Origin of the sequence: Streptomyces sp. WG7 (genome assembly GCF_049975785.1) — a bacterium.
GTDB lineage: Bacteria > Actinomycetota > Actinomycetes > Streptomycetales > Streptomycetaceae > Streptomyces.
Genome location: NZ_JBNGGE010000043.1, coordinates 47,016 through 68,088, shown reverse-complemented (window position 1 = coordinate 68,088; position 21,073 = coordinate 47,016). Strand labels below are relative to the sequence as shown.

The 21,073-nt window shown below is 73.7% G+C and carries 3 protein-coding genes and 1 pseudogene; all 4 read left to right on the top strand.

Features of this window, described 5'->3' with window-relative positions:
- Positions 1 to 2,158 (top strand): annotated as a pseudogene (locus ACP4J0_RS30775) (hypothetical protein); the annotation flags it as partial.
- A gap of 16 nt (positions 2,159 to 2,174) precedes the next feature.
- A complete protein-coding gene (locus tag ACP4J0_RS30770) occupies positions 2,175 to 2,687 on the top strand; it encodes a YbaB/EbfC family nucleoid-associated protein (protein ID WP_426602002.1) in 513 nt (170 codons plus the stop codon).
- A gap of 2 nt (positions 2,688 to 2,689) precedes the next feature.
- Entirely contained in the window at positions 2,690 to 3,037 is a 348-nt protein-coding gene (locus tag ACP4J0_RS30765) for a hypothetical protein (protein ID WP_426602001.1), read from the top strand.
- Positions 3,038 to 21,067, top strand: coding sequence for a lonely Cys domain-containing protein (locus ACP4J0_RS30760; RefSeq protein WP_426602000.1), 18,030 nt, complete (start codon positions 3,038 to 3,040; stop codon positions 21,065 to 21,067).
- Positions 21,068 to 21,073 lie beyond the last annotated feature (6 nt).

Genomic DNA, 21,073 nt, shown 5'->3' with positions numbered 1-21,073 from the left:
GAAGGCTGAGGCCGAGGCGGAGCAGGCTGCCGCCAAGGATGAGGCGGAGAAGGAGAAGGCCGAGGCCAAGGCGGAGCGGGAGCGGGAGAAGGCTGAGGCCGAGGCGGAGCAGGCTGCCGCCAAGGATGAGGCGGAGAAGGAGAAGGCCGAGGCCAAGGCGGAGCAGGAACGCGAGAAGGCTGAGGCCGAGGCGGAACAGGCTGCCGCCAAGGATGAGGCCGAGAAGGAGAAGGCCGAAGCCAAGGCCGAGCAGGAACGCGAGAAGAACGAAGCCAAGCAGGCGGCAGCCGAGCAGCAGGCGATCGTCCTCGCGCAGAACCAGAAGGCGCAGGACGAGGCGACGAAGGAACGGGAACGGGCCGCGGCCCAGGCCGAAGCCGATCGCGCCGAGGCCAAGGCCGAGCAGGAGGCCGCGAAGGCGGAGGCCGCTGCCGAGAAGGAAGCCGCCGAGCAGGAGCAGGATCGGGCGCGGGCCGAGGCGGAGCGTGAGCAGGACGCGGCCAAGGCGGAGGCCGAGAAGGAGAAGGCGGCGGCGAAGGCCGAGCAGGAACGCGAGAAGGCCGAAGCCGAGCGTGAGCAGGAGGCCGCGAAGGCGGAGGCTGTTGCGGAGAAGGAAGCCGCGAGGCAGGAGCAGGCCCGGGTGCAGGCCGACGCGGAAGGTGAGCAGGAGGCCGCGAAGGCGGAGGCCGCTGCCGAGAAGGAAGCCGCCGAGCAGGAGCAGGATCGGGCGCGGGCCGAGGCGGAGCGTGAGCAGGACGCGGCCAAGGCGGAGGCCGAGAAGGAGAAGGCGGCGGCGAAAGCCGAGCAGGAGGCCGCGAAGGCCGAAGCCGAGCGTGCGCAGGAGGCCGCGAAGGCGGAGGCTGTCGCGGAGAAGGAAGCCGCCAGGCAGGAGCAGGCCCGGGTGCAGGCCGACGCGGAGCGTGAGCAGGAGGCCGCGAGGGACCGGGCCGGTGCCGAGAGGGAGGCCGTCGAGCAGGAGCAGGCCGACGCGCGGTCCAGGGCGGAGGCCCAGCAGGAGGAAGCCCGCCGCGAGGCCCTCCAGGAGAAGCAACAGGCCAGGCTGGAGGCCCAGAACGCCAAGGCCGACGCACAGACCGACTACGAACAGCAGAAGGCCGAGGCCCGCGCCGAGCGTGACGCCGCCCTCCAGGACGCCGACCGCCAGGAGGCGGCGGCGCGACAGGAGTACGAGCAGGAGAAGGCCGAAGCCCAGGAACGGCGGGACCAGGCGCGGCAGGACGCCGAGCAGGAACGGGCTCAGGCACGCCAGGAGTACGAGCGTGAGATCGCCGCCGGCACCGAGGAGAACGAGGCCCGCGAGGAGTACGACCGGCGGGTCGCGGAGATCGACGCCGCCGAACGGGAAGCCCTCGAACGGGCGGACGCCGCCGAGGCCGAGGCCAGGAACGAGTACGACCGGGCGAAGGCCGACGCCCAGGCGGAACGCGAGGAGGCGCGCACCGAGGCCGAGCAGGCGCGCAAGGACGCCAAGGCCGAGTACGACCAGCGGATGGGCGACATCCAGGCCGAGTACGACAGGATCAACGCCGACGAGAAGGACATCGACGAGCAGATCCGCCGGCGTATCGCCGACCTCCCCGAGCCCCCCGACCTCTCCGCCTACGACCAAGGGGCCTCAACGGGCTCAGCCGGCTCGGCGGGCTCGGCGGGCTCGGCGGGCTCCGTGTATTCCTCCGCGTTCGACGACAACCTCTACAACCAGGACGACCTCGCCTCGGCGCTCGGGCGTCCGCAGGCCGGCGACGCATCGGCGGGCGCCTCCGCCGGCGGCGCCGGCGCCGGCACGGGAGCGGGCTCGCCGGGGATGTACCCGCCGATGGCGCGTGGTGCGGGCGGCGAGGCCGGCGGCAACAGCGGCGAGCGCACCAGGACCGTCATCGAGCCCACGGTCGGCCGCTCCGGCCGGACGGCCGCCACCACGCCGACCGTCGACGACGAGGAGCACCGCGTCGTCCCCAGGTCCACGCAGACCAGCAGCAGCACGCCCTTCATGCCGCCGATGGGGCCCATGGGCGGGGCGGGCGAGGGAAGGCCGCAGACGGAGAGCGGGGACAGGGAACGGACGACGTGGCTGGCCGAGGACGAGGACGTCTGGGGCACCGACGAGGGCGGCGCGCCGCAGGCCCTGGGACGTTGAGGAGAAGGGGACCGGGATGAGTCAGCCGATGGAGGACCGAGTGGCCCAGGCGATGGCCCACCTCAAGGCGGCGGAGCAGGCCGCGGCCTCGGCACGCGCCGAGCTGGACGCGGCGTCCGTCACCGCGCGTTCGGCGGACCGGTCGGTGCGGGTCTCCGTCGGCGCGAAGGGCGAGTTGACCAGCCTGGAGTTCCTCGACGGCAAGTACCGGACCATGGCCGCCGCCCAGCTCTCCGCGGCGGTGCTGGAGGCCGCGAACACGGCGCGGGCCGAGATGGCCCGCCGGGTCGTCGCCACGCTCGACCCGCTCACCAGGATGACCGCGCGCGGCGCCGCCCCGCAACGCATGGGCGTCGACTGGGAGTCCCTCTTCGGCTCGCTGCTCAGCGAGACCTCCGTGACGAAGGGGCCCACGGCGATGAGCAGGCTCCGCGACGAGATCGTCGAGGACGACGAGGAACCCGCAGCCCCGCCCGGGGCGGCCCGCGGCACGGACGACCGACGACAGGGACGGCAGGAGGGCGCGTAACCATGGCCGGTAACTACTCCGCCGACATCCAGGCGATTCTGCAGGGTTCCAGGTACCTCGCCGACGCCGTGCGCTACGGCGACGAGATGCTGCCCCGGTTCGAGAGCGGGAACGCCGCCTACGCGGGCTGGTGGGGCGAGGAGGGCGGCGACGACGAGTTCGCCAACGCGGTCGGCGACCAGGTCCGGCGGGAGCAGCAGCAGGTGGCGGACACGGTCCTGGCCATCACCAGTGGGTTCATGGCGCTGGTCGACGCGGTCGCCGCGGAGGCCGACCATGTGCAGCGGCCGCAGACCCAGGCCCTGGACGACATCGAGGCACAGGGCTCGGAGAGCGAGAACAGGCGCTGAATGGCCATCATGTTCCCGCCCGGCCTGCGGGAGTTCATCGAGGTCTGGGTGGGCGCGAACGTCGCCACCGGCAACGAGGACCTGGGCTTCGACAGCCGTAACCCCTACAAGCGGCTGGCCGACGACGTCAGGGACCTGTCCGACGCGATGAAGGGAGCGATCTCCACCGCCGGGAACTCGCTCCCGCCGCGGATCGCCGACGAGTTCGTCGCCGCGATGAGGCTCTTCGTCGACGACAACGGCCAGAACCATCTCCAGAAGTTCTCCGACGAACTCCGGGACCTGGGCGCGCAGCAGGTGGACCGCTCCCTCAAGCTGTCCGAGGCGAAGTACCAGATCCTCCTCGAGTTCATCCTCATGAACATCGAACTGGCGCTGATCGCCGCGCTGGCCGTCTTCACCGGCGGTACGTCGCTCACCGAGATCGCCATCCAGAAGGCACGCACCGCGCTCACCATCCTGCTGCTGCTCCAGCGGCTGGGACGCGCCGTCCCCACGCCGCTGTCGGTGCTGCTGGAGGCGATCCAGGAGGCGTTCGTCACGTTCGCCTCGCAGCTGATCTCCATGACCGCGCCGGACGACCCGGAGCGCCGGCGCGACAAGTTCGACTGGAAGGACATCGGCCAGTCGGCGGTCGCCGGCGCGTTCGCGGGACTCTTTGGGGGCATCTTCGGAGAGGTCGGCGGAAAGTTCATCAACAAGTACTTCAAGAACAACCATTTCTGGAAGGAAGCCTCCGAGCTCCCGTTCACCTTCGTCAACGAGGGGCAGGCGGAAACCTTCGCCGAGGCCTTCACCAGCCTCGTCTTCCTGGGCACGTTCACCCTCAACCCCGGCACGTTCCTGAGCGCCGGCCTCAGCGGCCTCGTCTTCGAAGCGGCCTCCACGGGTGCGGAGTACGGCGGGAAATGGCTGAACAACAAGTTCTTCCAGAACCTCGACTTCGGCCCCGACGACATCAACGACCTGCCGGGCGGCGGCCATCGGCACGATGACCGGAACGGGAGCGAGAACCGGTACGAGTACGAGAACCGGTACGACGGCACGTACGACGGCGGCAGCGCGTACCGGGACGACACCTACGGCGACACGTACAGCGATACGTACGGCGACGACTCCGACTCCTACGTCAGCGACACCAGTGACACCAGCGGCACCGCGTCCGTCTTCAGCGACACCACCGACGTCTCGTCCGTCTCCTCCCTCTCGTCCCTTCCGTCCCTTCCGTCCCTCCCGGACTACGACACGGTCCACGGCGTCGACAACAACGTCAGCGCGTACGGAGCGCCCGGGGCGACGGACGCGGGCAAGCCGTCGTACCACCCCCCTTCCTCGAACGCGTACGCGGACGCCTACCGGGACTCCCTCGTGGACGACCCGGACACCGACACCGTCTTCTCCACCCTCAACCCGTCGGTGACCAGGAGCCCGGGGACCGACTGGTCCGTCGGCACGGACGGCGCACCACCGGTGAACAGGCCCGCCACCGTCGGCTCCTCCGTCCCGGAGCCGCTCCCGACCCGGACGGGCGGCAGCGGCGACTTCACACCGGACGGGACCGAGCGACAGCGGCCGACGGACGACGACACGACCCGGTTCACTCCCGAGGAGCGGCAGCAGCAACAGCAGAACCCACAGGCGCCCCTCGCGACCTCCACCGCGCCCGCCCCGTCGACCACTCCGGCGACCACCACGTCCCCGGTCCACGCCACGCCGAACGCCACCCCGCAGCCGCGGTCCCAGACCGCCGCGCCCGGCGACCCGGCGGTCACCGCCGAGCCGTCGGCCTCGGACACGGTCGCCCCGGACGACGTCCGTACCCCCGCGCCCGAGGAGTCCGGGCGGACCAGCCCGTCCTCCGCGGTGCCGAAGGCCGAGACCCGGACCACGTCCGACGTCCCGCAGCCCTACCGGCCCGTGCGGACCGAGTCCGAGGAACTGCCGGCCACCACCGGCTCCACGGCGGAGCCCACCCCGGTCGCCTCCCGCGAGGTGCCGCACACCCAGCCCGTCACCGTCGACGAGACGCCGCTCAGCTCCCGGGCACCGGCCGAGAGCCCGACCGGGGAGTCCTCCGGGCCCGGTTCCCCGGACTCGGTCGACATGATCATGGACTGGGAGGACGACCAGGACGCGTCCGAGCCCGAGCTCGATTCCGGGCCCGAGCCGGACCCGGCCACCGAGGCACTGCACGACCGGCTGCTGACGGACGTGTTCGGCCCCGGAATCGCGACGAACCCCCTCCACCCCGCCCTCCGGGAGACCCTCGCGCACCTCGACCAGCTCCGGCAGACCGTCCCCGCGCTCCGCGACGGCCCGCTCGACCTGGACAGCGTGACCCGTCAGGTGCTGCTCCTGGACCCCGCCGACCCGGTGACCGACGCGCAGCGCAGCGAGCTGTTCCGGGTGGCGATGGACCCGGCGGTGCAGTCCGCGGGCAGCCTGGCCGCCCTGTCCGCCTTCCACCTCGAGCTCCGTGGCGCACTGTCCCTCACCCAGGCGCTGACCGCCGACGACGGCGGCGTGTGGGGCCGCAACTGGACGAACACCACGATGCCCGGCCTCGACCTCACCGAGGTGGGGAAGGTCGCCCGGCAGCCCGACGGCACCCTGGGGCGCGGTGACGTCCAGCCCGCGCCCTGGCACCGGCCCGGTGAGCCGAAGCCGTACGTCGTGATGGCGGAGGGCGACCACGAACGGATCGTCGTACGCGGCTACGACGGCGCCCCGCGCCAGGTGCCCCTCGACGTGTTCGCCGAACTGCTGGCCCGCGACCCCCGGCTCGCCGGGCTGCCCCCACAGACACCCGTGGTGCTGCTCGTGCCCGAGGCCGGTTCTCGCGGCCTGGATCTCCCGCGCCAGGCGGCGGACCGGGTGGGCAGGGACGTCTGGTCGGCCAACGGCACGGTGAAGGTGTCCCCGCAGCCGGACCCGTCGCGACCGTACGTCGTCTCCCTGCTGTACGGGGAGGGGCTGCCGCGCGCCGACTGGATCCGCAGCACTCCCGGCCAGGTGCTCGACCCGGCGGAGTACGAGAACGCCCCCGCCTGGGAACGCGAGGTGCGGTCGCACAGCGTCGTCACCGACGGGGGCGCCACCATCGGCAGAGGTGTGTTCGAGGACTCCGAGGCTCCGCGCCGGATCGCGGCGCTGAAGCTCGCGACGGAGTCGTCGGAGCTGTGGCACTACAACCCGGCCAGTGGGGAGTCCGCCAAGGACGACGACCCCGTTCCGTTCGCCGGTAAGCCGGTGTACGTCTTCGGCGCCCACGCCCGTCCCGGCGCGACGCGGGTGCCGACCATGAGGGACCCGGCCCACCACTCCCGGCAGCGGGAGACCGGCGGGATGCTCAAGCGGCGTCCGAGCCTGGCGCAGCTCCCCAAGGACCACGCCGTGCTGATGGAGGCGTGCTCGAGCGCGAAGCCGCCGGGTGTGGTGCGTACCCGCAGGGGCATCGACGACACGTTCGTCCCCGACCCGCTGGCGGCCGTCAGCGAGAGCCAGCACGTCGCCAACGAGACCGGCCGGACCACGTACGGCGGCACCCACATGGTCAGCTTCGCGACGCTGCCGGACGGGACGTTCGTGCACCGCCTCTACACGGACTCGCGGGGGCGGCGCGGTGCGTGGGTGGAGCACCGGCCGGAGCCCGCCGGCGACCTGCTCGACGACCGTGCCCGCGCGGCGGGCCTGCACACGGACCCCGCGCAGCCGGTCACGGACGCCGACCGCGAACGGGCGCTGCGGCTGGTCCGCGCGCTGCGGCTGGCCTTCGGCGCGGCGATCGAGGACGACAGCCGGTACGGCGATCTCCTCGCCGGGATCGGCGCGCTGGAGACCATGCGGGCGGCCGACCCGGCCCTGCGCGACCTCGGCCCGTTCTCCATGGACCTGTTCGAACGCGCGGCCCATGCGAACCCGCGGGGTGCCCTGGGCCCCGACGCCCACCGTGACCTGCTCACCCGGGCCGTCGACGCCGTACGGAAGCAGCCGGGCACCGTACTCTCCGACTTCGTCGCCCTGCCCCACGTGACCGCCGCGGCGCGGCGGCTGGGCGGTCTCCCGGGCCAGGACCTGGACACCGAGGCCGCCCGCGTCCTGCGTCTGGGCGACGGCCCGGCGGCCGTCGGGGACGCCGAGCGGGCCCGGCTGTTCTGGGCGACGGTCAAGGCCCTGGAATGGGAGAGCAGGACCCCCGACCCGGACGCCCTCACCGGCGGGGTCCTGCATCTGGACCTGCCGGACCCGTCCCGGCGGCCCGAGCTGCTCGACCTGGTCGCCCAGGCGGCGGCCGTAGGCGTCGACGTGGACAACCCGACCGAACTGGGCGCCTTCCACCTGGAGACGCTCGGCGCCCTCTCGCCCGAGACCCAGCTCCGCGACGCCAACGGCGCGCCGGTCGGCCGCCATTGGGCGCAGGCCCCGCCGGGCGCCACCATGGCGACCGACCGTGTCGTCGTGGCCGCGCCGAAGCCGGACGGCGGCTACCGGCCCGTGAGCCAGGAGCGACCGCCGTGGAGCGCGCCGGGCGGCCCCGCGGCCTACACGGTGTGGGCCGGGGGCGGCCGGGACCACCTGCTCATGAACCTGCCCGGGGGCTTCCGCGGCCGGGTCCCGTACGAGGAGGTCGCCGAGCTCCTGGCGCGGGACCCGGTGCTGAACACCCGCCCCGCGGACGGCACGGACATTGTCCTGGCGGTGTCGAAGGCGGCCCCGGCCATCGCCCCGGCTCCCGGAGCGTCCACCGGCCCGGCCATCGCCCCGGCCTCTGGAGCGTCCACCGGCCCGGCCACCTCCCCGCCCCCCGGAGCGTCCACCGGCCCGACCACCGCACCGACCACCGGCCCCACCCCGGACACCGACCCGCGCACCGTCATCAGTGCCGGGACCGGCCGGGCCGTATGGGCCTCCCGGGGCAGCGTGGCCCTGGCCGCCACCGGGCCGTCGCGGCCGTACGTCCCCACCCTGCTGCCCGGCGCGCCGGGCCGTCCGGCGGCCGCCGACTGGTCGGTCGTCCGGCCGAGCCCCAAGCCCGCGACGGACCCCGGCACGACGTTCGCGGCCGGCGCTCCGTCCGAGGAGCCGGACCGGACGGTGTCCCTCGTTCCGAAGCCCCCCGAGCCCGATCCGCCCTCCCCGGACCGCCCGCGCCTCGACCCCGCCATGGCGCCGCCCGCACGGAGACGCCGCGCCCCGGCCCGGTTCGCGGACGGCCGGCGGATGCCCGGGTACGTCGACGACCTCCAGTCGCTGCTGCCGCCCGGTCTGACCGACGCCGAGCTCGAACAACTCCTCGCCAGTCCCAGCACCTTCGGTCAGAGCACGGTCGTCCTGCGCGGCTTCGGCCAGGCCCTGGACGCCATCGGCCGCGAACTGGGGACGAGGCCGGACGCCCGGCCCGCGCCCGGCACACAGCTGCTGGACGACATCCGCCAGACGCTCCGGGACAAGCCGAAGACGCTGGCGGACGGCGAGGGGCGCCCGTTCCCGTACGTCAACGCGGACGGCAAGGCCCGTGTCCTGTGGGTCCGAGCGCGTCACCACGGCAACTGGGCCCCGTTCGACGACGGCATCGGTGACGCGACGAAGATCGACAGCATGCACCGGGCCGCCGCGATCTTCGGGCTGACCAAGAACATGCAGGCCAACTCCCAGTACGGCCTCGGCGGGCCGATCGGTCCGGCGGGCACCGCGGCGTTCGGCGGCTTCGGCCGCCTCGCCCTGCGGTTCGGCTTCATCGACAAGGTCGGCTACACCCTGACCGACCAGCGCATGAACCAGATGGAGACCCGGACGCTGGACAAGTCGCGGGCGTACCTGGACGACATCCACTACGAGATACGCGTCACCGACTCCGCCGGGCGGGTCGTCACGGGCACCGACACCGACCCGGCCGCGCCCGCCCGGTTCGCCTTCGCCATCCGCAAGGGGCTCTCGGTGCGGCTGCCCGACAGCGTGACGAAGATGCCGGAGCCGGGCCGGATCCCCCGGACGATCGACCTGGACCGCAACTCCCAGTACCGCTTCGTCCGTACCGAGGGCTTCGGCCCCGTCGCGGCGATCCGCGACTGGGCGGCCGGACAGATCGGAGCGCTCCCCGGCAGCTCGGCCTACACCGAGCTGGACATCTTCTTCTCCGGCGACAGCTTCCAGCGGCACGGCGGCACGATGACGCGCGGCCGGATCACCACCCCGCCGCTGTTCGCCGACGACAAGAAGAAGTCACCGCTGGGCGTCTTCGTGGTGGAGGAACTGATTCCGCGGACGGCGGTGCTCGTCGGCGAGACCGACCAGGCCGAGATGCGGGACATCAACACCTCGACGGTCCGCAGCGAGCGGAGCCGGGCACAGGGCAGAAGCCTGCTGCTGCAAGCCGTCGCCGGCCCCGCCTTCAACTTCCACGATCCGGGCACGGCCCCCTTCGACCTGCGGCTCCAGTTCGGGCCGACCGCCCAGTACTCGTACGCGAAGACCTGGTCGGTCGGACTCGGCGCGGCCGGCACCCTCAAGTCGGCCGGACAGGTGAAGGGCCCCAGGACCGCGCTCTACCTGGTCGTGAAGTCGGTGCGGGTCCGGCGGGCCGGTGACAACGCACCGCCGACGCGCTTCCTCACCTGGAGCCTGGACCGCATGACCAGCTCCGAGGCACGGCGGCTGGCCGGATGGGACGACGGGACGTCACTCGCCCTGCGCAACGGCGCGGCCCCGCCGTACGTCCCGGCCTACCTGACCGTGGACCGCCCGCGCACCCTGGGCATGCACCGGGTGAAGGAGTTCACCTTCGACGACGGCCTGCGCACCCGTGTCACACCGGACGCGGCGGACGGCGTCGGCCGCACCCTGCTGGACGCCTTCGCCGACGGCGTGGTGGACGCCATCTCGAATCTGCGCCAAGGACTGGTGGTGCCCCTCGACCAGCTGCTGCCGCCGAACCTGCCGAAGGGCTGGCGCACTCGCTTCAACGACCTGCTGGGGCGCAAGCCCGACCAGGTGCTCCAGGCAGCCCAGAGCCTGCCCATGCCGCCCCGGTGGACCGATCCCGTCAAGTACCGGATCGCGCTCCAGAACACCCTGCAGGTCCTCGGCGTGCTGTCCCAGCAGAACGTCACCGCGAACCTGGAGGCGCTGACCACGATCGGTCTGCCGATCAGACTCACGGACCCCGACTCCGTCGGACAGACCCACTACACCGTCCGGGTGCACGGGGCGCTGACCGGGCGGCGGTACGAGGGCAAGGACGCCGACGAGGGAATGCGCTTCAGCGCCCAGGGCGTCGACCGGCTCGACGGCCAGAGCAGCGCGAAACGAGGTGTCGACCTGGGCTTCGAGGGCACCTTCTCGGGCCGCGACAACACCGTCGACGGCTTCGCGGGCCTGCCCCGGAACACACTCGGGCTGACCCTGGGCGCCCGCCGGGGATGGCAGTGGGAGGCGGAGACCGCCTTCGGGTCGACGGTCACCAACGAACCGATGTCGGTGAGCAACCAGCCCACCCACCTGTACCGCTACGACCTGTCCCTCACCGCGACCATGGGCGGCTACTGGCGGCCCCGCGGCCTGATCCGCGGCCTCGGCCTCGGACTGCCGGGACTGCTGGTCCTGGACGAGCCGGTCAACGTGCTCTTCGGCCGGACGGAGCCGGGCCGGCCGCGGGGCGTGGGCGGCGGTCCCCTGACCGGACAGGTGCTCATCGGCGTCCCCGTCCAGCACACGCCCGAGGCGGACCCGTACGCGGACGGGGCGCTCAACCCGTACCTGTCCGACGAGCCCGCCCCCACGGCCATGCCCACCGAGCGGGCCCTCGCCCTGGCGAAGGGCGACCTCGTGCTGCCCGCCGGCACCGGCACGGAACAGCCGGCCGGACGGCTCGCCGACCGCGGGACCCCGCAGTTCAAGGAGTTCCAGCAACACCCGTTCGTCATCGTGAACATGGTGCTGTCACCCACGCTGACCACGGAGGTGGACCGGGTCCTGCGGACGGCGTCGGGCAGCGCCTGGCAACTGGTGAAGGAGGGCGCCCCCACCCGGGACGCGATCGTCCGCACCTTCACGCCCCAGTACCTGGCGTCGAGCTTCGACCAGAGTTCGGGGCCGCTGGGCCTGGTGGGCAGCGGCCTGCTGGGCAAGGGCCCGTACGGCGAGCTGTGGGGAACCTTCAGGTACGCGACGACGGTCGGGAACCTGCGCGCCCTCACACCGTCGATGTCCATGGACACCGAGATGACGCTCGGCGGCACCCGTCAGGCGGCCGGCAAGATCAGCAACAGCACCGGCTTCGTCTTCGGCGGCCAACTGGTCTACTCCGTCGCCCAGAATCCGGGACACGGCCTCATGGGCGCGTACGGAATCGTCGCCAACCCCCTCTCGACGTCCCACGCGCACAGCCTCAGCGTCGTCCGCACGGTCGTCGCGGACATGAACCGCAAGGGCTTCACCCACCAGGTGCTGGTCGCCGGCGACGTGCGGCACTGGTTCGCGCTGCTCTCCAGCCGGCTGGGCACCGGCCGCATCGGAACGGCCGCGGCGGCCGGCGCCCTCGTGCCGAGCTCCCTCGCCGGAGCGGCGGGCACGGCACTGACCAGCCCGGGCGGTCTGCTGGGGCACCTGCCGGAGAAGAGCGCCCACCGGATGGGGCTGATCGACGACGGCATGGGCGACGTCCCCCGCTACACCGGTCAGGTCTGGACGCCGCAGCCCTGGATGCGCGGCGCCGCCTTCGGCACGTACGCGGTGAACGCGCTGGACCCCACGGACGTACTGCTCGCCTTCGACAAGCGGATCCGGGAACTGGGGCTCGACGACGAGAGCCGGGAACGGGTCCGGCAGCTGGTCACGGGCCGCGCCACACGGGCGCTCAAGGGGGAGATGACGACCACCGGTCCGTCGACACCGGTCACCGCCGGAGGCTGGGGCTGGGACAGCGTCCGGATCGGCAGCCGGCGGGTGCGGGCACGGGTCGAACTGATCCCCGGGACGCCCGTGTTCGACGGACTCGACCACAGCGCGGAGCTGGAGGAGAACCGGCGGGCCATCGAGACCGCCCAGCGGAACTCGGAGTCCTCGTCCGGCGCTGACCTGGGCCTCCTGACCAGCCAGATGGTGTACACCGGCGACACCCACGTCCCGGCCGCCGGACCCACGTACACCGAGGGCGGCTCGAACCGGAAGAGCGTCGCGTCGAGTCACACGGTCACCACCGTCACGATCTACCGGGCGGCGTCCACCGAACCCCACGCGGAGATCGTCACCCCGTACCGGATGCGCATCACCCTGGAGGCCGACGACACCCCCAACACCGGCGCGCCGGCCGGCCCGGCGCCGACGGAGGCGAAGCCCACGGCCCTCGACCGCTTCCGGGGCCGGCTGCGCATCGTCGAGGAGGACGACGTCGGCGCGCTGCGCGAGCACGTGCCGCTCAGCCTGATGGAGCCGGCGCGGACGGAGACGGAGGGGACCGGCACCTCCGCGGCCGCCGCCCGGCTGCTGCCCGCGCCCGACCCGGCGGCCGACCCCGCCCTGGCCGGCCCGCCCCGGCCGGTGCCGCTTCCCGGAGCGGGTGAGGGACCGACGGTCCGGGACGGGGACGGCGTCACCCGGCCGTTCACCTTCCCCGAGAACGGCATGCACCCGCGCGGCATCATCGGCATCGAGAACATCCGCATGGCCGGCGACCTCCTCCTCGCCAAGGCGTACGACGCCGGCTTCTCCCTCCGGTCCCTGGAGGCCGAGGACGGTCCCGACGCCTCCACCCTCACCGAACTCCTGCGCAGGACCAGGGAGACCGGACTGACCCGCCTCGGCACCGGCTCGGCGCAGGCGCTGGAGGACGGCACCAGCTCCACGGCGCTCACGGCGTTCTTCCCGCGCACCACCGAACCGGACGGCTACCAGGTGGCGGGACTGACCGAGAAGTCCCTCGTGGGCACCGACACCGGACGGCTGACGCTGCGCTCGGCGCCCGACTTCAGCCGCGCGCTGCTGCTGACGGTCGCCGACGGCAAGAAGCTGGAGGTGCTCAGACGGTACGGGGAGAACGCCGGCACGTCGTCGTCCGTCGAGCACAGCCAGTCCGCGAGCCTCGGCGGCGGCTTCCTGTACGACTCTCCCCACAACGCCGGCCTCAACCAGATCGGAGCCTTCGGCCCCGGCCCCAACGACCTCGACGGCGACGGAATGCCCGTCGGGGACGACCACCTGACCTCGCGCAACCTCAAGCCCCGGACCGGCCGGTCCTTCCTGTTCGCCGTCCCGGCCACCTGGACCGGCGTCGGCGCCGTGCACCGCGGCATCGTCGACTCGAAGCTCGCGAACCACCTGCGGGGCACCTTCGGCAGGGCCAGGCCGGGCCCGCAGGCGATGGAGTCCGAGGCGTACGTCGTCACCTGGATCCGGGAGGACGTCGCCCGGGACCTGCGGATCATCACCGACGCGAACTTCCCCGAGAGCGTCTCGAACGCGTGGGACGCGGTCGACAGCGCGAGCAAGGCGTGGGTCGACGCGGACAAGGCCTACTGGAAGAAACGGCGAGCCTCCGCCGGGCTGCGCGCGGACCTCGACGCCGCGCAGGCCGCACTCGACGAGGCCGCCGGGACCGCCCGCGCGGCGGCCCGCCCGGTCGGCCTCGCCCGGACGGGGGCCGAGGACGCGGACAACGCCCTGACCCGGGCCGAGGCCGACGCGCGCCGGGACCACGGCGACGCGGACGCGGCCGTGGCCGCCGCACAGGCCGAGGTCGACGCCTTCGCCGGGGACGAGTACGCCGCACCCGAGCACGACGGCTGGGCGGAACTCCTGCGCACCGAACAGGACGCCGCTCTGGCCCGCCTCGCCGACGCGGAAGAGACCGCCGGGCACCTGCGGAAGGCGGCCGGTCTGCGGCTGGAGACCGCGCGTACCGAGAAGACGGCGGCCGACGGGCGGCTCGACGCGGCCCTGCTGTCCGCGAGAGCGCCCGGCCGGGCCCTCGACGAGGCCACCGCCCGCCGGGACACGGCACGCGACGCCTTCGACACCCGGCGCGCCGAGCTGGCCGCCCTCAGGGACACGGCGGAGAAGGCCGCGGCGGAATACCACCGGGTACGGGCCGGGGCGGACCAGCTCACCCGCTGGCACCGGCTCGCGGCCACCGCGGAGGGCCGCCAGGAGCTGGACGGTCTCGCCGAGCCGCCCGAGGTGACCTACCAGGCCCCGCCCAAGGCGCCCGAGCCCGAGCGCCCGGCCCCGCCCCGCTACACCAGGACCGGTACCGGACCGGACACCGTCCTCACGTCACCCACGAACGAGACGTACACGCTCCACGACGTGCCGAGGGACGGTGACGCCTTCTTCCGCGCGCTCGCCCTCGGCCTCGAACGCGCCGCCCCGGGACTGCCGGCCGCGGAAGGCATCGACCTCGACGACCCACGGGCGATGACCGAGCTGCGCCGGAGGATGGCCTCCTGGCTCACCGACCACGCCGACGACGACCTGCTGGCCGCCGTCACCCCCGACCACACCGACGCCTTCAGCGCGGAGGAGATCGCCGCGGCGAACCTGGACCTCGCGGCGGGCACACCCGCCCGCCGTGAGTTCGACGCCCTCGGCGGCCTCGTCCCGCACGCCGTCGACCTGACTCCCGAGGTACGGGCCGAACTGGCGATCGCCCAGCTCCTCCGCCGGGGCGACGCCGCCTCCGAGGCCGGCTGGAACCACGCCGCGGCGGACCTGCTGCCGCTGCTCGCCGCACGGACCTTCGGCATACGCGTCACGGTGGTCGGGAGTGACGGCGCCTTCCAGGACTTCGCTCCCGAGGACCCGGCGGGCGTCGGCAGCCTCCAGGGACTCGTCGGCACGTCCGCACACTCCGGCGCACACGTGGTGCTGAGCCTCGACGACCGCCACTACCAACTGGCCCTGCCGACCGCCCGGACACCGCGGAAGGGCGCGGAGCCGCTGCCGACGGGCACGCAGTCGTCGCCGACGGGCACGCAGCCGCTGCCACCGGAGGCCCCCCAGCTCCCGGAGCCGGAGGCTCCCGAGCTCCCGGCGCCGGAGGCCGCCCAGCCGCCGGCGCCGAAGGCTCCCGAGCTCCCGGCGCCGAAGGCCCCCCAGCCCCCGGAGCCCAAGGACTCGCAGCCCCCGGAGCCCAAGGCGAAGGCCGGGCAGCCGAAGGCCCAGCCGCCGAACGTTCCGCTTCAAGGGGACGGCAAGGGGGCCTCCGAGCCGGAGAACGACAGCGGCCGGGCGAGGGGCCGCCGGGTGCCGGTGCCCGGCACGGGCGAGTGCCTCCTGTACTCCTTCATGGCCGGCGACCCCGTGCACATCCGCGGTCGCCTGGGCGGCCTCGCCGCCACCGACCGCGCCGCGTACGACCTGCTCGGGGACCCCGACGCCGTACGCGCCGAACTGCGCCGTCAGACCGCGCTCCGCGCCAGGACCGGCGAGCCACCGACCGGCCCCGCGCAGGCCGCGCTCCACGCCATGCGGTCCTACGCGGAGGACTACGTCGGCCGCAGCGCGGGACGGCTGCATCCGCAGATCGTCGGCCAGTTCCGGCAGACGGTCGCCGACGCCTTCGCCGCACGCGTCCAGGGAATGAACCGGGCCGAGATGCTCGCCCTCCTCGCCCACCACGGCGTGCGGCACGTCCCCGTCCCCGAGGCCCTCGACCCCGCCGACCTGCTGAGGCGGTACGTCGACGCCCGCGTGGCCGCGCAGCCCGCCGGCCCGGGCAGCTCCCCGCAGGACGCGCGGGCCGCCGTGGAGGCGGAGGCGGAGGACCTGAGCCCGCGCCGGATGTTCGAGCACCTCGAGCGGCACGGCCTGCTGCCGACGCCCGACGACCTCCACGACAGCGCACTGGGCCGTCTGCTCAGCACCGCCTACACACAGAGCGCCGCGCCGCTGGACGACACGGAACTGCCCACGCTCCTGGACGCCGTCGTCAACTGGGAGCAGCGCTGGGGCACGCCGGCGGGGGAGGTCTTCCTGCCCCTGCTGGCGCACGCGTTCGACCTGCGGGTCGACGTGGTGCGGTCGCTCCCGTCGGGTGTCCGACGGGTCAGCGGCGCCGGGCCCGACAACGCCACGCGGCAGACGGAGGTCTACTACGACGGCAGCGGCCACTACGACGGCAGCGACGCGGGAGCCCGCGACCGGTTCGGCGACCCGGTCCTCCCGAAGCGGATCAAGGACGAGGAACGCGACCGGGACGGCGACGTACGGCTCAATCCCCTGTGGGTGCCGTTGGACGAGGTCGATCCGGACCTGCTGATCACCGGCAACCGGGACGCGGTGTGGCTGTACACGGTCACCGAGGACGGGCGGGTGATCCTCGGCACGGAGGACCTGAGCGGGGTCGTCACACCGGAGCAGTTCGACGCGCTGCTGGCGGGGATGCGGGAGAAGGACCCCGCTCTGACGGCCGAGTCGCTGCGCGGGACGCTGGACGGGCTGGGCCACACCGGCATCGCCGCAGGTTTCGCCGACGCCGGCGGGGGGACGGCCGGCCGGACGCTGCCCGGCCGCAGTCGGGTGTCCGGTGAGTTCCGCTGGAGCGCGAAGCTGCGTTCCTGGGTGGTGAACGACAAGTCGGGCCGTTACATGAGCGAGTCGGTCCGCCCGGACCTGAACGCCGCGGAGGCCGCCGACTGGCTGACCAACGTGGCGGGCCTGTTCAGCGCCAGGCTGGGCGTCGTCGTCCGGACCGACCAGGTGAAGACCGCCGCGACCGTCCCCGCACCCCCGCCTCCGCCCGAGCCCGCCCCCGAGCCGCCGAAGACACGGTCGATGGCACTGGGCCCCGAGGACCACGACCCGGTCCACCCGGTACCCCGGTCGGAGCCCGACGCCGAAGACGACCCGCTCGATGTCGGTGTCGACATCGAGAATCACGCCGACGCCGACGCCGACGCCGACGCCGACGCCGACGCCGACGCCGACGCCGACGCCGACGCCGAGACCGAGGCCGAGACCGAGGCCGAGACCGAGACCGAGACCGAGGACATGGCGGTGTCGGACGACGACGGACCCGCCGAGCCCGCCCCGACGCTGCCCCCGTCCCGGTCCCGGGTCGCCTTCGAACATCGCCACCGGGACGTCACCGATCCGGACCAGCGGCGGCAGCTCGCCGACCTGGCCGAGCAGATCGTCGTGTCCGGCCTGCGCGACCTCAGGGCCGGTCTCCGGCTCCCCGCGATCACGGTCACCGGTTACGGCAACGGCCCGCGCTTCGCCCTGTCCGGTGACGCCGTCGAGCACGCCGAGACGGTCGGCCGGCAGCGTGCGGACGCCGTGCGAGACCTCCTCCTCGACGAGATCCGGCGTCAGCTGCAGCTCAACGAGCGGGCCGTGCGCAACGTCGCGGAAGTACGCGGCGGCACGGTACGGGCCGAGGACTTCCCGATCACCACGGAGAGCGGCGGCCGGGACATCGGCGCCGTCGGCCCGGTCGACGGCGCCACCGGGCGGGCGGCACGGCGACGGGCGGTCATCACGGTCGACCGTTCCCCCTTGTCCGAGGCGGCCGCCCGGCTGGCGGAACTGAGCCCGGAGGACTTCGGCCAGGCGGACTACTTCACCGGACCGGACCGGCTCGCCACGAACCTCCTGCACCTCGACGACAACCCCGAAGACGACCCCGACTCGGACAGCGACTCGGACAGCGACGCCGACAGCGACTCGGACGGTGAGTCCACGGACTCCGCCCCCGCACCGGTGCGCTTCGACGTCGACGACCTGTCGAACCGCGTACGCGCGCTGTACGAGCTGGTGGACGAGGCGATGGCGGCCGGCCGGGCGACCGGCCGGGCGGCGCTGACCGCGTACCACCTGGGCAGACGGGGCCTGCTGTCCGACGCCACCCGCCTGACCGCCCCGGACGGCACCCCGCTGGGCCGGAACTGGACGGGCCGGCCCGCCCGGGACACGGACGTCTCCTCGTACGACGTGGTGGACGGCGACGGCCGGGACCCCCAGCCGTCGCCGTGGGCCCGACGGCCCGACGCTCCCCTCCCGTACGTGATCGGAACGAAGGACGGCGACCACACGAAGGTCAGGCTGGTCCTGCCGGACGGCAGCAGGCGGTGGCGGCTGTCGCCGGAGGAGTTCGCCGAACTGCTGGCGCTGGACGAGGAACTGGCGGGCCGGGACGACACCGCCGAGGTGGTGCTCGTCTCGCCGAACGCCGGAGCCATGGGACTGGACCTGCCGCGCAGGGCCGCGGCCCGCACGCGCAGGACGCTGTGGTCGCACAGCGGCGAGGTCGCCCTGAAGCCGCACCCCGACACCGGCCGGCACCGTATGGAGGTGACCGACGACCGTGCCCTCGACGACGAGTCGACGGGCGAGCCGACGGGCGAGCCGATGGGCGAGCCGATGGGGGAGTGGATCGCCAGCGAGCCCGACGACCTGGGACCGGACGAGGGACGGCCGGAACCCGGGGAGGACATCCTGCGCACGATCGACGGGCGGCCCCTCCGGGACGCGGACGTCAGGTCGGTCACCCTCACCGACGAGGGCCGGCCCGTCGGCCGTGCGGTGGTCAACGGCTCGGACCTGCTCCGGCGCGAACCGTGGCTCCAGGCACTGACCCGGTCGACGGAGTGGTCCGCCTACGACCCGGTCACCGGTGAGCCGGTCGGCAGTCCCCGGCCGGTGCCGTGGAAGGGCCGAAAGCCCTACTTCTTCGTGGTCCACGGCCTGCCGGGGCAGACCCTCATGGTCGAGAACATGTTCCAGAACAACGTTCCGGTGCGGGGTGCGGAAACCGGCGGCTACCTCCGACGGCGCCGCAGCGTGACCCGACTGGACCAGGACACCCCCATCGTGTTCCTGTCCTGCTGGGGCAGCGGACCGGAAGGGCACACCGCCGCCGACCTGAAGCGCAGCCGCCCGTTCGTCCCCGACCCGCTCGCCGTCTCGTCGGCCGCCCAGGACGTCTCCAACGTGACACGGCGCGACGTGTACGCCCCGAACAGGGAGCACTGGAGCCGCTACGCGAACGGGAAGCTGTACGACCACGGCATCGCCACCACCCCGGCCAACGACCCGGTGGACATGGTGAAGCTGCGCCCCGAACCGACCCCGGACGAACTCGACACCCTGGCCGCGCAGGCCGGCCTGGAGACGTCCCCGGACTTCACCCCGGCCATGGCCCGGGACACCGCACTGCGACTGGTCCGCGCCCTCCGGTCGACGTTCGGCACGGACGTGGAGCACGACAAGGACGACCCGGCCGGCACGTACCGCCGGCTGCTGCGCGGCATCGGCGCCCTGGAGGTCATGCGCCGCGGGGACGGCAACCTGCGGAAGTACGGGGAGCTGACGCTCGACCTGCTCGACCGGGTCACCCGAGCGCACCACGGCCTGACGACCGCCCCCGGCACCCGGCCCGCGCCGCCGGACCCCGACGACGTACGGACGACGCTGGAAGCCGCGTCGGCGCGCCTGGCCGCCGACCCGCGGTCCGCGCTGCCCGGCTTCGTCCCCCTGCCCTCCGTGGACCGGGCCCGCGACCTCCTTGGCCGCCACGATCCGGACCGGTGGACCCGCCAGGTGCTGGGACTGCGCACGTCGGCGCCCGTCACCGCGACCGACCGGCAGCACGCGCTGTGGGCCACGGTCCAGGCCGTGGAGAGCGTGGAGAACCACCCCGACCCCGACGCCCTGACGACGAAGGCGCTCCACCTGCCCACCGGCGACAATCCGAGGGACGAGGCCCTGCGGGCGGACCTCCTCCTGCTGGCGGCCACGACGGCGGCCCTCGGCCGCGACGCCCACGACCCCACCGTGCTCGCCGCGTACGACCTCGAACGCCACGGCGCGCTCGACGACCGCACCCTCATCACGTCCGTGAACGGCACGAGCGCCGGCCGCGGCTGGACGGGGAAGCCCGCACCCGGCCGCCTCTGGGCGGACCGCTACGTGATCTCCCCCGACGGCGGCCTGAGCGACAGCCGGGGGTCCCTGGCACCCTGGCACCGGAAGGGCGCCGGGAAGAACACCCATCCCGGGGGATACGTACTGGACATGAGCGGCACCAACCCGGGACAGGTCGACATGCCCTGGCCGGACGGCACCACCCGCCCGGTGCCCTACGAGGAGATCGCCGAACTGCTCTCCCACGATCCCGTCCTGGCACGGCTGGACCGGGACGTCACGGTCGTCCCCGTCGGGGCGCCGCCGGGGGACGCCGACCTGGCCGAGGCGATCGCCGCCCGGACAGGAGCCGCCCGGACGGTGTGGCTGCCGACGAGGCCCCTCCGGCTCCTCGACCGGCGGCCGGCGGTGAACGAGACCCTCCTCGTGATCACCGCGCCCCAGGACGACACGGGAGCCCACTGGTCGCAGACCCGTCCGCCCGCGCCCGCGTCCGCACCCACGGCCCAGCCCTCCGGACCCGCCCCCGAGGTCATCACGGCCGGCGACGGCACCCCGCCCCAGGCGCCGCCGTCCGAGGACGCCCGGCGCCAGTGGATCGCCGGCCAGGTGAGCGCGGAGGACCTGCCCGGCACCCCGCCGGGGTTCACCGGCGCCGAGATCGTCACCCTGGACGAACTGCGGGACGCCGGCATCGAGGTCACCCCCGGAATGGACGTCGAGGCGCAACTCGGTGGCGGGGTGCGGGGCAGCGGACTGGCGCCGCTCGACCAGGTGCGGCTGCTGCTGGCACGCCCCGGCCCGTGGCCGGACGCCCTCGACGCCCTAGCGGCCACCGTGTCGCGCCGGATCTGGCGCTCGGCGTTCACGGCCTTCGGAAGCGCGACCCCGGACCCGAACGCCGCCCGGGCGTGGGACACGGCACTCGGACTGGTACTGCCGGACGGCGAACCGGACTCCGTGCTCGCGGACTGGCGGTACGCCGGGGAGGCGTACCGCGACGCGGTGCGCCGGCTCGCCGTCCTCCTGGCGGCGGACGGAACGGACCCCAGGACGGCCGGGCGCCTCGCCGCCCGGCTGCGGGAGAGTCTCGGCCTGCCGCCCCTCGGGACCGGCGGTCCGGGGGACCGGTGGACGAAGCGGGCGGACGAGTGGAGAACAAGGTGGCAGTGAACGAGG